The organism is Hydrogenophaga sp. L76, assembly GCF_057654755.1.
This window is the reverse complement of the sequence record NZ_CM172807.1, coordinates 1,860,505-1,874,341: the sequence shown is the minus strand read 5'-3', so window position 1 is coordinate 1,874,341 and position 13,837 is coordinate 1,860,505. Positions and strand designations below refer to the sequence as shown.

Here is a 13,837-nt window from a genome sequence, read left to right as displayed (position 1 = left end):
GACACCGCGGAACCGGCTTTGCCGGGTCGCCAGTGTCGCCCCCTTGAGGGGGTGACGTTGAAGGCGGCGCGGGGGGAGGGGGCTATGGCAACCAGTCGAAGGCGGGTGTGCGGGTGGGCAGACCAAAAGCCTCATCGTAAACCGGACCCAGAAAATACAGGCCATCGGGCGAAAACGTGGGCGCGGCCGCGTCTCGGCTTTTCGCGGCCAACACATCGGCCATCCATGTGGCCGGGTACTTTCCGTTGCCAATGGCGATCAGGCAGCCCATGATGTTGCGGATCATGTGGTGCAGGAAGGCGGATGCTTCGAACTCGAAGCGCCAGTAGGCGCCGCGCTGCGAAATGTCGATGCGCTGCATCAGCTTGACGGGGCTGTGAGCCTGGCAGGCCGAGGCTCGGAACGAGGTGAAGTCGTGTTCACCCACCAGCGTCTGAGCCGCCTGCAGCATGGATTCAAGCTGAAGCGGGCGAAACACCCAGCCGACCTGGCCATGGTCGATGCTGGGTCTGACCGGGGATTCAAGCAACACATAGGCATAGCGGCGTGAGCGGGCGCTGGCGCGGGCGTGAAAGCTGGCGGGTACGCGTTGCGCCCATTGCACGGCAATGTCGGCTGGCAGAAAACGGTTGGTGCCGCGGACCCAGGCGTTGTTCGGTCGTTCGACCGGGGTGTCGAAATGCACCACCTGCATGAGTCCGTGCACGCCAGCATCGGTGCGTCCGGCGCACAGCGTGCCGACTTTGTCGAGGGCAGTGAATTCGGTCAGGGCCCGTTCCAGCCGGTCCTGCACCGTGCGGCCACTGGACTGGCTCTGCCAGCCATCGTAGCAATGGCCGTTGTAGCTGACCCCCAGCGCCATGCGCAATGACGGGGCTTCACGGGGTGAAGCCCCGACAGATGTGGCCTTGATCAAAGGGGAATGCAGACCGCGGGGTTGTGTCAGGCGAGGTCGGCCAGGAAGGTGCCTGCCTTGGTTCTCAGGGTGCCGGAGGCTTCGGCCAACACTTCTTCGGCCAGCGATCGTGCACCTTCAAGGTCGCCGATGGCCCGAAACTCTTCGGCCAGGGACAGCTTGGTTTCCAGCGGATTCTCGGCACTCAGTCCGGCAGTCTCTTCACTTGCGGCTTGCTGAGGGTCACTCAGATCCAGCTCAATGTCACTCAGGTCAAAGGACAACAATTCAGCAGAGGGTGCGGTGCGTTCTTGCCCGTTGCTGCTTTGGACCGCGGGCGTGGAGGATTCATCAAAATCGAACGCAGGCAGCACCTCGCTGTCGTCCAATGCGGGCTGTTCCGCCGCAACGACCGCGGGTGTCGCCGTTGGCGCGGGCGAAGACAGGGGCACCGGCTCGGAGGGGAAGTCCAGGTCAAAGTCCATCGGTCGGGAGGCCAGATCGTTGACATCACCGGGAGCGCTTGTGAGTGCGTCCGTTTGGTCCAGATCGTCCAGGCTGGACATCTGGGCGTCCACCCGAGCGGGCATTTGCAACGCAACCGGGGCCGAAGGTGTGTCCAGCCCAATGTCCAGATCAAGATCAAGGCCGAGGTTGTTGTCGGTATCTGTGTCGGTTGGTGCACCGGGGGTGGTGTTTTGTGCAAGTGTGCTGTTGCCGAAGGGGATCGTACGGGCGCCACCTGCAACAGCAGCACCCGCCTTGCCCACAGGACTTCCGCCAGGCTGGTACAGCGGATTGTTCGGATCCAGTTCTTTGCCCAGACCGCAGGCGTGTTCCCACTCAGCCCCCTGCCCTTGGGTGATCCCGTAGGCTTCAGTGGCCACAACTTCAAATGCCTTGGCGTCGCGACGCTTGGCGTAGATTTCAAGCAGTTTGTTGTGGATGGCCACGCGCGCGGGGGTGCTGCGCATGGCTTCCTTGAGAATCTCCTCGGCCTGCAGATCGCGGCCGTAGGCCAGGTAGACGTCGGCCTCGGCCACCGGATCGACGTCGCCGGCGGCATCCAGCTGGCTGGGGGAATACACCATGGACGAGCCCGATGCCGAGGCTTCGGCGGTGTCAATGCGCTGACCACCGCTGGAGCCGAAGAACGAGTCGGGTTGCAACCGGCTTTCCAGGAAGGAGCTGTCCGAGGCGGATGTCTTCTTGCGTTGGCGCATGCGGTACAGGCCCAAGCCAGCGAGCAGCACGAGCAGTCCACCCGCAGCGGGCAGCACGAAGGGATTGCCCAGCAACTGTCCAATGAAGGAAGGTTCATCGACAGCCGGAGCTGGCACCGGTACAGCGGGGTTGGGAGCGGGGGCCGGGGCCTGGGCCTGGGCAACAACGGGCGGAGCGGAGGGTTCAGCGGCTGCAGCGGGCACGGGCTCAGGTGAAACTGCTGGCGTGACAGCCACTTCGGGGGCTGTTGCTGCCGGTTTCGGAGCGTCCGGCACGACCGGCGCGCTGGCAGCGGCATCCGCTGGCGCTGGGGCGATTTTGGCCAGTTCGTCGATGTTTCTGGAGAGCTCCGCCACGCGGGTTGTGGCGTCGCTGGCGCGCCGTTCCTCGGCGATCTTGGCTTCTTCCTGTGCAGACTGACCCGGCGCAGCACCCTTGGACAGCGTCAGCTTGTCCTGGGTTGCTGGCGCTGGCTTCTGGTCCTCGACTTCGGCCTGCACACGACCCGTGGCTTGCCGGTCTGCTGCGGCAACCGCGGCAGCGGGCACGCGGCTCGCCAGGCGGCGGCGGAATTCGTTGAAGTCGCGGCTCTGCGCAGCGATGATCTGGCGAGCCTCGCTGGTTGGCGTGGCCGTCGCGGTGGCCTCATTGGGCAGATCCACCAGGGAACCCGCTCTGATGCGGTTGATGTTGCCACCGATGAACGCATCGGGGTTGGCACGCAGCATGGCCACGAGCATCTGATCAAGCGACACATTGGCGGGCAGGTTGTTCGCCGCAATGCGCCCGGCGGTGTCGCCGGCTTTGACCCTCAGGCGCGTACCGGCGCCAGCATTCACATCAGGCGCAGTGGCTGTCGGTGCGGCCGGACGGGGGGCAGGGGCGCGACCCGGTGCAGCGGAGGAGGCGGGTGCACGGACAGTTGGAGTGGAGGCAGCCTCTGGCGGCCGGACCGGCGTGGATGATGGCGCAACCGGTGCTGTCGTCGACTGCGCGGTCACTTGGGGTGCCATCGGCGCTGGCAGGGGCGGGCGCAGGTTGGGGGGGTCAAACAGCAGCGTGTAGTCGCGCACGATTCGGCCCGATGCCCAGTTGGCCTCCAGAATCATGTCCATGAAGGGCTCGTTGACTGGGCGTCTGCCCGTCAGACGCAGGAAGGCGCGGCCGTCGGAGCGGCGCTGCAGAACGACCTGGAGGTCGGCCAGCGCGGCATTGAAGTCCATACCGGCTGCACGGAACGCGCCTGCAGCCGCAAGACCCACACGCAGACTGGTCGATTCTTCGGCCGTGATTTCGAGGACCTCGACCTCGGCCCGAAGGGGTTCTCCCAGGGCCGATTGCACCACTATGCGCCCCAGAGCCAGGGCTTGCGCATCACTGGCCTGTAGCAGGCCGGTGCACAAAACCACCGCGGCAGCTATCGCGTGCAACCGCGCAAGACCTCTTGAACCGGTATCGCCGGCCGTGGCGCAGGTTCGGATGGATGGTGTGTGGCGGGTGTGAATTGGCACGTGGACCTCGACGTAAAAAACCGAGAATTGACCATAACATCAACGCATTACGGTGACAAGCTGAGAATTCGCTTGAGTTTCCCGGGGGCCGTTTCACCATATCTGGCGGCATTCCAGCGTTGTGACTTCGCAACGAGAAAGCGGGCTCAAATTGAACTGACCCCAAGAAGTTGGACGGTTGGAAGCTAGGCACCCAAGGCCTGAGTTCGGTACTCCACCGGGCTCAGGCCTTTTAGTTTGAGCTTAATACGCTGGTGGTTGTAGTAGTGGATGTAGCGGCACAGTCCCTGTCGTAACTGCTGGACGTTGTCGAATTTGTTGAGACGGAAGAACTCCGATTTCAGCGTGCCGAAGAAGCTCTCCATCGCTGCGTTGTCCAGGCAGTTACCCCTGCGGGACATGCTTTGCGTCAGGCCTCGCTCGAGCAGCCGCTGTCGATAGGCCTCCATCTGGTACTGCCAGCCTTGGTCTGAGTGCATCATCGGAGCCTCCTGCGCAGTGAGCCGCGACAGAGCCTTCTTGAGCATGTTTCCCACCAGCGGGAAGAGCGGACGCTCGTTCATTTCATAAGCCACGATTTCTCCGTTGAACAGGTCCATCACGGGCGACAGGTACAGCTTCTCGCCGCGCACATTGAACTCGGTCACATCGGTCACCCATTTCTCGTTCGGACGCTCGGCCTCGAACCGACGATTGAGTAGGTTGGGCGTCGAGGCCATCTCGCCCCGATAGGAGCGATATCTCTTGGGTCGCACCAGCGACTTCAGGCCCAGGCTCTGCATCAGACGCTGCACCGTCTTGTGATTCACTATTTGGCCGCTGCGGCCGAGCTCGGCCGTGATGCGCCGGTAGCCATAACGCCCCTTGTGGCGTTCGTACACAGCTTGAATGCTGTCCTTCAATCCGGCGTATCGGTCGCCAGCCTGCAGCACCTTGGCTTGGTAGTAGAACGTGCTTCGCGACAGGCCTGCGGACTGCAGTAGTCGACGCAGCAGGAACTGTGGCCTCAGTTCGAGGACGGCTTGCGCTTTTTCAGCGCAGCTTGCCGATTGGCTCGAACCAAGGCCTCCAACTTTTTTAGGTAGGCCACCTCCGTACGTAGTTGCTCGTTCTCCTCGTGCAACTCTTGCAGCGAGCGCTTGTCGTCCGTCTGCGCGGGGGCGGCTGGCGCGGATTTGGGCTTGGGGGGCTTCATGGGAGGGCGGCCTCGGGGTTTGGGGTGGAGCGCTTGCAGGCCGCCCTCATCGTACTGGCGCCGCCACAAACCCACGATGCCTCCACCGCCACGCACATCAAAGAGCGTGGCCGCTTGCGTGTTCGACAACTCCCGAAGCTTGGCCTGGCGCAGTACGTTCAACTTGAACTCTGCGCTGTAGTAGCCCCCTGGCTTTCTGTGCAATCCTTTCAGACCATGGGCCATATAGCGGTCCACCCAGTTCGCGATGCTGTTTCGGCCTATCCCGTACTGCTTGGCCAAAGCCTTATGGCCCAGCGGCCCGGCCAGATACCTTTGAACAACTTCGAGCTTGAAGCTCTCACTGTGTTTCGTCATGAAAAACACCCCATCGATTGGATTGATGTCCAACCTTTGGGGTGCAGTTCACAATGGCCCACTTTGTCGTCATGCATGCCTGCAATCAGGCGGCCAGCAAAATTCGCAGCATGCGGCGCAGCGGTTCGGCAGCGCCCCACAACAACTGGTCGCCAATGGTGAAGGCGCCCACATATTCCGGGCCCATGGCCAGCTTTCGGATGCGTCCGACCGGGATGATCATGGTGCCGGTGACCGCCACGGGCGTCAGGTCCTTGATGGTGGCTTCGCGGGTGTTGGGCACCACTTTGACCCACTGATTGTCCGCCGCGATCATGGCTTCGATATCGGCTGTTGGCACGTCTTTCTTGAGCTTGAAGGTCAGCGCCTGGCTGTGGCAGCGCATCGCGCCCACGCGCACGCAGAAACCGTCCACCGGGATGGCGGCCGAACCGAAGCCTTCGCCCATGCCGAGGATCTTGTTGGTTTCGGCCATGCCCTTCCACTCTTCCTTGGACATGCCGTTGCCCAGGTCCTTGTCGATCCAGGGGATCAGCGAACCACCCAGCGGCACCCCGAAGTTGGCCGTCTCGGCACCGGTCAGGCTGCGCTGCTTGGCGATGACCTTGCGGTCGATCTCCAGGATGGCGCTTTTGGGGTCGTCCAGCAAGGCCCTCACTTCGGCGTTGAGCGTGCCGTACTGCGTCAGCAGCTCGCGCATGTGCTGGGCGCCACCGCCGGAGGCGGCCTGGTAAGTCTGGGTGCTCATCCACTCGACCAGACCGGCTTTGTACAGCGCGCCCACGCCCATCAGCATGCAGCTCACGGTGCAGTTGCCGCCGACCCAGTTCTTGCCACCGTTGGCCAGCGCGTCCTTGATCACCGGCATGTTCACCGGGTCCAAGATGATCACGGCATCCTTTTCCATGCGCAGCGTGGAGGCGGCGTCGATCCAGTGGCCTGTCCAGCCTGCGGCGCGCAGCTTGGGAAACACCTCGCTGGTGTAGTCACCACCCTGGGCGGTGATGATGATGTCGCAGCGCTGGAGGGCCGCGATGTCGTGCGCATCCTGCAGGGTGGTCTCGTTCTTCGCCATCGCCGGAGCCTTGCCGCCGGCGTTCGAGGTAGAGAAAAACAGCGGCTCGATCAGGTCGAAGTCTTTTTCCTCGACCATGCGATCCATCAACACCGAGCCGACCATGCCGCGCCAGCCGACCAAACCAACCAACTTGCTCATTTCAAACGCCCTTTCAAGTAGAAAAACAGGTCCAGACCAGACCGACTTGCCCGGCTCGTCTGGGCCGGGAGGGCGCACGACGAACCAGGCTGGATCAGCCCTTAATGGTCGTGGTTTTGATGGTGATTGCGTGCGCGGCCACACCGGCCAGGGCGGCGGGTGCTTTGTTCAGGTCGAACGGGCGGGCGGCAAACATGAGTGTAGATTGTACCGGATGGTGGCTTGGGCGAAACTGACACGCGGGCGCAAAAAAGGCAGCCCGTAGGCTGCCTTCAATGGGGCGTTGGTTCGCAGTGCGATCAGCCCAGCGCTTTCACCACCGCATCGCCCATCTGCGAAGTGCCGACCTTGGTTGTACCCTCGCTGTAGATGTCGGGCGTGCGCAGGCCTTGCACCAGCACCTTTTGCACGGCGGCTTCGATGCGTTGTGCAGCGGCTTCCTGGTTCAGGCTGAAGCGCAGCATCATGGCCGCGCTCAGGATGGTGGCCAGCGGGTTGGCCACGCCCTTGCCGGCGATGTCGGGCGCGCTGCCGTGGCTGGGCTCGTACAGGCCCTGGTTCTTCGAGTTCAGCGAGGCCGAGGGCAGCATGCCGATGGAGCCAGTGAGCATGGACGCTTCGTCGGACAGGATGTCACCGAACATGTTGCCGGTGACGACCACGTCGAAGGCCTTGGGCGCCTTGACCAACTGCATCGCCGCGTTGTCCACATACATGTGCTGCAGTTCCACGTCTGGGTACTGGGCGTGCACTTCGGTGACCACGTCCTTCCAGAACTGGAAGGTTTCCAGCACGTTGGCCTTGTCCACGCTGGTGACTTTCTTGTTGCGCTTGCGTGCGGCCTGGAAGGCGACGTGGGCGATGCGCTCGATCTCGGGCTTGCTGTAGCGCATGGTGTCGAACGCTTCTTCGGCACCGGGAAAATGGCCGTCGGTGGCGATGCGGCGGCCGCGCGGCTGGCCGAAGTAGATGTCGCCGGTGAGCTCGCGGATGATGAGGATGTCCAGGCCCGCGATCAGCTCGGGCTTGAGGCTGGACGCTCCCACCAGCTGCTCGTAGCAGATGGCGGGACGGAAGTTGGCGAACAGGCCCAGGTGCTTGCGCAGGCCGAGGATGGCCTGTTCGGGGCGCAGCGGGCGGTCGAGCTTGTCGTACTTCCAGTCGCCCACGGCGCCGAACAGGATGGCGTCGGCCGATTTGGCGAGGTTGAGAGTGGACTCGGGCAGCGGGTGGCCATGCGCCTCGTAGGCGGCACCGCCAACCAGGGCGGATTCCATCTCGAATGGGAGATCGAGCGCGTTGAGAACCTTGACCGCCTCAGTGACGATTTCGGTGCCAATGCCGTCACCAGGGAGAACTGCGATTTTCATGATTTAGGAGAAGTTAAAGGATAAGGTTACGGCGCGAAGTGCCTGTGGTCAGGTTGCCGTGGAACCGGCTTCGCCGGGCCACTGGCAACGCCCCCTGGAGGGGGTGACGCCGCAGGCGGCGCGGGGGTGGGTCTGTTCACATCGTGTGCGCGAGCCAGGGCTTGGTCGCCAGACGCTCTTTTTCGAACGCGGCGATCTTGTCCTTATGGCGCAAAGTCAGGCCGATGTCGTCCAGCCCGTTGAGCAGGCAGTACTTGCGGAAGGCCTGCACCTCGAACGGGATTTCTTCGCCTTGAGGTTTCACGATCACCTGGCGTTCCAGGTCGATGGTCAGTTGGTAGCCCGGGAAGGCATACACCTCGTCGAACAGCTGGGCGACCGTGGCCTCGGGCAGCACGATGGGCAGCAGGCCGTTCTTGAAGCAGTTGTTGAAGAAGATGTCGGCGTAGCTCGGTGCGATGACGGCGCGAAAGCCGTACTGGTCGATGGCCCAGGGCGCGTGTTCGCGGCTGGAGCCGCAGCCGAAGTTCTTGCGGGTCAGCAGCACCGACGCGCCGGCGTAACGCGGCTGGTTGAGCACGAAGTCCGGGTTCGGTTGGCGTGTAACGGGATCCTGGCCGGGCTCGCCCTTGTCCAGGTAGCGCCACTCGTCAAACAGGTTGGGCCCGAAACCGGTCTTGCGGATCGACTTGAGGAACTGCTTGGGGATGATGGCGTCGGTGTCGACGTTTTCGCGGTCCATGGGGGCCACGAGGCCCTGGTGAATGGTGAATTTCTGCATGATGGTGTGTGGGGATTGTGTGGCTGGCCTCAGTGGGTCGCGCCCTTGACGGCTTCGCCAGCCTTCTCCAGCCCGGAGCCGACCGACTGGCCGACGGCTTTGCCGCCTTCGACGGTCTTGTCCTTGATCTCGATGGCCTTGTCAACGACCGCGTCCTTGACTTCCACGGCCTTGTCTTTGACCACGTGCGCGTCCTGTTTGACGCCTTGCACGGTGTTGCAGGCGGCCAGGGACACCAGGGTTGCGGTGGCCAGCAGGGTGAACAGGGGTTGGGTAGAGGACATCTGAGGACTCCTTGATGAGGACTCGGGATGGAAGGTCAGGCGATGGTGCGCACGTCAATGAAATGGCCGTGGATCGCGGCGGCGGCAGCCATCGCTGGGGAGACCAGGTGGGTGCGGCCACCGGCGCCCTGGCGGCCTTCGAAGTTGCGGTTGCTGGTGGAGGCACAGCGTTCGCCGGGTTCCAGGCGGTCGGCGTTCATGGCCAGGCACATGGAGCAGCCGGGTTCGCGCCACTCGAAGCCTGCGGCCTTGAAGATCTCGTGCAGGCCTTCGCGCTCGGCCTGTTCCTTGACCAGACCCGAGCCGGGAACGACCATCGCCAGCTTGATGTTTTTGGCCACTTTTTGGCCCAGCTTCTTCACCACGGCTGCGGCCTCGCGCATGTCTTCGATGCGGCTGTTGGTGCAGGAGCCGATGAACACCTTGTCCACGAAGATGTCGTTCAGGGCCTTGCCCGGCTCCAGCGCCATGTAGGTGAGCGCACGCTCAATGGCGCCGCGCTTGTTCGGGTCTTTTTCCTTCTCGGGATCGGGCACGCGGGCGTCCACGCCGAGCACCATCTCGGGCGAGGTGCCCCAGGTGACCTGCGGCACGATCGTGCTGGCGTCCAGTGTCACTACGGTGTCGAACACCGCGTCGGCGTCCGAGTGCAGAGTTTTCCAGTAGGCCACGGCCTGTTCCCATTCCACCCCGGTGGGGGAGAGCGGGCGGCCTTTGACGTATTCAATGGTCTTTTCATCTACCGCCACCAGGCCCGCGCGGGCACCGCCTTCGATGGCCATGTTGCACACCGTCATGCGGCCTTCCATGGACAGCGCGCGGATGGCGCTGCCGCCGAATTCGATGGTGTAGCCGGTGCCGCCCGCGGTGCCGATCTTGCCGATGATGGCCAGCACGATGTCCTTGGCGGTCACGCCCTTGGCGAGTTGCCCGTCCACGCGCACCAGCATGTTCTTGGCCTTCTTGGCCAGCAGGGTCTGCGTCGCCATGACATGCTCGACCTCGCTGGTGCCGATGCCATGCGCGAGCGCACCAAACGCCCCGTGGGTGCTGGTGTGGCTGTCGCCGCAGACCACCGTCATCCCGGGCAGGGTGGCGCCGTTTTCCGGACCGATCACGTGAACGATGCCCTGGCGTTGGGACATGAAGGGAAAGAAGGCCGCTGCGCCGAATTCGGCGATGTTGTCGTTCAGCGTGGTGATCTGTTCCTTGCTGATCGGGTCGGTGATGCCGTCGTAACCCTGTTCCCAGCCGGTGGTGGGCGTGTTGTGGTCGGCGGTGGCCACGATCGAGCTCACTCGCCAGACCTTGCGGCCCGCCTGGCGCAGGCCCTCAAACGCCTGCGGGCTGGTCACTTCGTGCACCAGGTGGCGGTCGATGTAGAGGACGGACGTGCCATCCTCTTCGGTGTGGACGACGTGTTCGTCCCAGATCTTGTCGTAGAGCGTGCGTGCCATGGGGGAGGGGTTCCTTTGCTGATGAAATTTTATGCGTGGGGGTCTGAAACGGTGTGTTACCCGGACTGCTCGCCCAGGTGGGCAACGAGCAGCCGGGCCGTGACGGGCAAGGTCGAAAAATCGCGGGCCACCAGATCAATCTGCCGGGTGGCCCAGTCATCGGTGAGCGCCACGCAGGTGAGTTCGCCCACGCCGTGCATCAGCTCGAAAGCACGCCGGGGCATCAGACCGACGCCCAGACCGTTGTGGATCATGCGGCACATGGCGTCCAGCCCGGTCACGCGGATGCGCAGCCGGATGCCTCGGCCGGCGGTGGTGGCGGCCTGGTGCATGGCCTGGTAGATGGAGCTGTTGGCGTGCAGTCCCACATGATCCCAGTCGAGACTGTCGGCGAAAGCCAGTTGTTTCTCACCCGCAAGGGGGTGTGCCTGCGGAACGATCAGCACCAGCTGGTCTTGCCGGTAGGGGCGGGTTTGCAGGTCGGGCAGGGGGCCACTCACTCCCGTGTGGCAGATGCCCAGATCGGCCGCGCCTTCCTGCACGGCCCGCACCACCTCGCTGGACAGGTGTTCTTCCAGGTCGATCTTGACCTGGTCGTGCAGGCGGGTGAAGCTGCCCAGGTCTTCGGGCAGGAACTGGACAATGGCCGAGATATTGGCGTGCATGCGCACATGCCCGCGCACACCGTCGGCGTACTCCGAAAGTTCGCCCTGCATCTTGTCCAGGCTGAACAGCACCGAGCGCGCGTGGTGGAGCAGGCTCTGGCCGGCGGGCGTGGGGCTGGCACCCCGGGCATGGCGGTAGAGCAGCGTGGTGCCCACGGCGCTTTCAAGATCGGAGAGGCGCTTGCTCACGGCCGAGGGGGCCATGAATTCCTGCTCGGCCGCCTTGCCGATGCTGCCGCGCTCGCACACCGCCACAAAAAGCTGGAGCGAGGTGAGGTCGAGGCGGCGGGTGAAGCTGCGGTCCGGGTTGTTCATGGCTGACTCGTCGTCAATGACGATGAGTTGCCAATTTTCTCACCTTGTTCTGTTTTTTGACATCGTATTTCACGATGGGTGTCTCCGCCAAAACAAAACCCGCCGATGGCGGGTTTTGTGGATGGGGACGAGGCCGGCGCGGAACCGGCTGCCGGGCCGCTGCTGGCGCTCCCTGGGTGGGTGGCGCCGCAGGCGGCTCGGGGTTTATCGCTTGAAACCAGCGGGGACGTCGCGGCGCTCGGCGCCCGTGAACAACTGGCGAGGACGGCCGATCTTGTACTCGGGGTCGCTGATCATTTCGTTGAGCTGGGCGATCCAGCCGACGGTGCGGGCCAGGGCGAAGATGCCGGTGAACAGATTCACCGGGATGCCGATGGCGCGTTGCACGATGCCGGAATAGAAGTCCACGTTCGGGTAGAGCTTGCGCGAAACGAAATACTCGTCTTCCAGGGCAATGCGCTCCAGTTCCTTGGCCAGCTTGAACAGCGGGTCGTTTTCCAGACCCAGTTCCTTCAGCACTTCGTCGCAGGTTTCCTGCATCAGCTTGGCGCGGGGATCGTAGTTCTTGTAGACGCGGTGACCGAAGCCCATCAGCTTCACGCCGGAGTTCTTGTCCTTGACCTTCTCCATGAATTCGCCGACCTTGGCCACGCCGCCCTGGCGCTGGATGTCTTCCAGCATGTTCAGGCAGGCCTCGTTGGCGCCGCCGTGAGCGGGGCCCCAGAGGCAGGCCACGCCGGCAGCGATGGCGGCAAACGGGTTGGTGCCCGACGAACCGCACAGGCGCACGGTGGAGGTCGACGCGTTCTGCTCGTGGTCGGCGTGCAGGATGAAGATGCGGTCCAGGGCGCGTTCGAGCACTGGGTTCACCACGTACTCTTCACACGGGGTGCCGAACATCATGCGCAGGAAGTTGCCCGAGTAGCTCAGGTCGTTCTTCGGGTACATGTAGGGCTGGCCCACGCCGTACTTGTAGGCCATGGCCACCAGGGTGGGCATCTTGGCGATCAGGCGGATGGCCGCCACGTGACGGTGTTCCGGGTTGTTGATGTCGGTGCTGTCGTGGTAGAAGGCCGACAGACCTCCCACCAGACCGGTCAGCACGGCCATGGGGTGGGCATCGCGGCGGAAGCCACGCAGGAAGAACTGCATTTGCTCGTTGACCATGGTGTGGTTGATCACGAGCTTGTGGAAGTCGCCGCGTTGCTTTTCGTTGGGCAGATCGCCGTTGAGCAGCAGGTAGCAGGTGTCGAGGTAGTCGCAGTGGGTGGCGAGCTGCTCGATGGGGTAGCCGCGGTACAGCAGTTCACCCTTGTCACCATCGATGTAGGTGATGGCCGACTGGCAGGAAGCGGTCGACAGGAAGCCGGGGTCGTAGGTGAACATGCCGGTCTGTGCGTACAGCTTGCGGATGTCGATCACGTCCGGGCCGATGCTGCCGGCATACACCGGCATGTCGACGCTGGGGCTGCCGTTGGAGAACGACAAGGTGGCTTTGTTGTCTACGAGTTTCATTCGGTTTCCTTTTAAGGGGCTTAAACGGGTAGCCGGGCTGCGCGAAGCATGCCCAATACGTGCGTGACGTCGTCACGGGCCAGCTCGCCTTGGGGTGATTTCCTGCCGAGCAACAGATCGAGCAGATCGTTGTCGGACAAATCCATTAGAACCCCCAGAGCTTCAGCCTGCCTGACAGTCAAGCCAGAAGCGTGCCTGGCAAAGAAGCTGTCGATGAACAGGTCGTTTTCGAGCAGTCCACGGCGGCAGCGCCAGCGCAGCTTGCTCAGAGCGCGTTGATCGAGCAGGGCGTCACAGGTACTGGCATCCATAGTGGTTCGGGTGGGGCGCTCAGATCGAGCGCATCACCATCATTTCCTTGATCTTGCCGATCGCCTTGGTCGGGTTCAGGTTCTTCGGGCACACATCCACGCAGTTCATGATGGTGTGGCAGCGGAACAGGCGGTACGGGTCTTCCAGGTTGTCCAGGCGCTCGCTGGTGGCTTCGTCGCGGCTGTCGGCGATGAAGCGGTAGGCCTGCAGCAGGCCGGCCGGGCCGACGAACTTGTCCGGGTTCCACCAGAAGCTCGGGCAGCTGGTCGAGCAGCTGGCGCACAGGATGCACTCATACAAACCGTTGAGCTCTTCGCGTTCTTCGGGACTCTGCAGGCGCTCGCGCTCGGGGGCTGGGGTCTCGTTGATCAGGTAGGGCTTGATGCTGTTGTACTGTTTGAAGAACAGCGTCATGTCGACGATCAGGTCGCGCACCACCGGCAGGCCGGGAAGGGGCTTCAAGGTGATCACGCCGGGCAGCGTGTTCATGTTGGTCAGGCAGGCCAGACCGTTCTTGCCGTTGATGTTCATCGCGTCCGAACCGCAGACACCTTCGCGGCAGGAGCGGCGGAAGGAGATCGTGGGATCGACTTTCTTGAGCTTCATCAGCGCGTCGAGCAACATGCGCTCGTGGCCGTCGAGTTCGACCTCGATGGTCTGCATGTAGGGCTTGGCGTCCTTTTCCGGGTCGTAGCGGTAGATCTTGAATGTGCGAAGGGCCATGGTGTTTTTCTCCGGGC

General features: G+C 63.2%; 12 protein-coding genes. All 12 read right to left on the bottom strand.

The features are described 5' to 3' along the window. Window positions 1–82: 82 nt before the first annotated feature. Window positions 83–868 (bottom strand): tRNA pseudouridine(38-40) synthase TruA, encoded by a 786-nt coding sequence (gene truA / locus AC23D4_RS08920; protein WP_472890076.1) that lies wholly within the window; start codon window positions 866–868, stop codon window positions 83–85. Window positions 869–942: 74 nt separating this feature from the next. Then, window positions 943–3,462 carry a FimV/HubP family polar landmark protein gene (locus AC23D4_RS08915; protein ID WP_487623725.1) on the bottom strand — a complete coding sequence of 840 codons (2,520 nt, stop codon included), beginning with the start codon at window positions 3,460–3,462 and terminating at the stop codon, window positions 943–945. A 353-nt stretch (window positions 3,463–3,815) separates the two neighbouring features. Continuing rightward, window positions 3,816–5,182, bottom strand: a protein-coding gene (locus AC23D4_RS08910; RefSeq protein WP_472887530.1) for an IS3 family transposase whose coding sequence is annotated in 2 segments (ribosomal slippage) — window positions 3,816–4,693 and window positions 4,693–5,182 — 1,368 coding nt in all. Because the reading frame shifts where the segments join, the coding sequence is not laid out codon by codon here. Window positions 5,183–5,267: 85 nt separating this feature from the next. Continuing rightward, complete coding sequence (gene asd, locus AC23D4_RS08905; protein WP_472889333.1) at window positions 5,268–6,398, bottom strand: aspartate-semialdehyde dehydrogenase; 1,131 nt, start codon at window positions 6,396–6,398, stop codon at window positions 5,268–5,270. A gap of 299 nt (window positions 6,399–6,697) precedes the next feature. Next, window positions 6,698–7,768 carry a 3-isopropylmalate dehydrogenase gene (gene leuB, locus AC23D4_RS08900; RefSeq protein ID WP_472889334.1) on the bottom strand — a complete coding sequence of 357 codons (1,071 nt, stop codon included), beginning with the start codon at window positions 7,766–7,768 and terminating at the stop codon, window positions 6,698–6,700. 136 nt (window positions 7,769–7,904) lie between these two features. Then, a complete protein-coding gene (gene leuD / locus AC23D4_RS08895; RefSeq protein ID WP_472889335.1) occupies window positions 7,905–8,549 on the bottom strand; it encodes a 3-isopropylmalate dehydratase small subunit in 645 nt (214 codons plus the stop codon). A 29-nt stretch (window positions 8,550–8,578) separates the two neighbouring features. Beyond that, window positions 8,579–8,833 (bottom strand): hypothetical protein, encoded by a 255-nt coding sequence (locus AC23D4_RS08890; RefSeq protein ID WP_472889336.1) that lies wholly within the window; start codon window positions 8,831–8,833, stop codon window positions 8,579–8,581. 35 nt (window positions 8,834–8,868) lie between these two features. Further along, window positions 8,869–10,290 carry a 3-isopropylmalate dehydratase large subunit gene (leuC, locus tag AC23D4_RS08885; protein ID WP_472889337.1) on the bottom strand — a complete coding sequence of 474 codons (1,422 nt, stop codon included), beginning with the start codon at window positions 10,288–10,290 and terminating at the stop codon, window positions 8,869–8,871. 56 nt (window positions 10,291–10,346) lie between these two features. Next, complete coding sequence (locus AC23D4_RS08880) at window positions 10,347–11,270, bottom strand: LysR family transcriptional regulator (protein ID WP_472889338.1); 924 nt, start codon at window positions 11,268–11,270, stop codon at window positions 10,347–10,349. A gap of 204 nt (window positions 11,271–11,474) precedes the next feature. Then, complete coding sequence (locus AC23D4_RS08875; RefSeq protein WP_472889339.1) at window positions 11,475–12,785, bottom strand: citrate synthase; 1,311 nt, start codon at window positions 12,783–12,785, stop codon at window positions 11,475–11,477. Window positions 12,786–12,805: 20 nt separating this feature from the next. Beyond that, window positions 12,806–13,096: an FAD assembly factor SdhE gene (locus AC23D4_RS08870; protein WP_472889340.1), complete on the bottom strand. Its 291-nt coding sequence runs from the start codon at window positions 13,094–13,096 to the stop codon at window positions 12,806–12,808. Window positions 13,097–13,115: 19 nt separating this feature from the next. Next, window positions 13,116–13,820 (bottom strand): succinate dehydrogenase iron-sulfur subunit, encoded by a 705-nt coding sequence (locus tag AC23D4_RS08865; RefSeq protein WP_472889341.1) that lies wholly within the window; start codon window positions 13,818–13,820, stop codon window positions 13,116–13,118. Window positions 13,821–13,837: the final 17 nt, after the last annotated feature.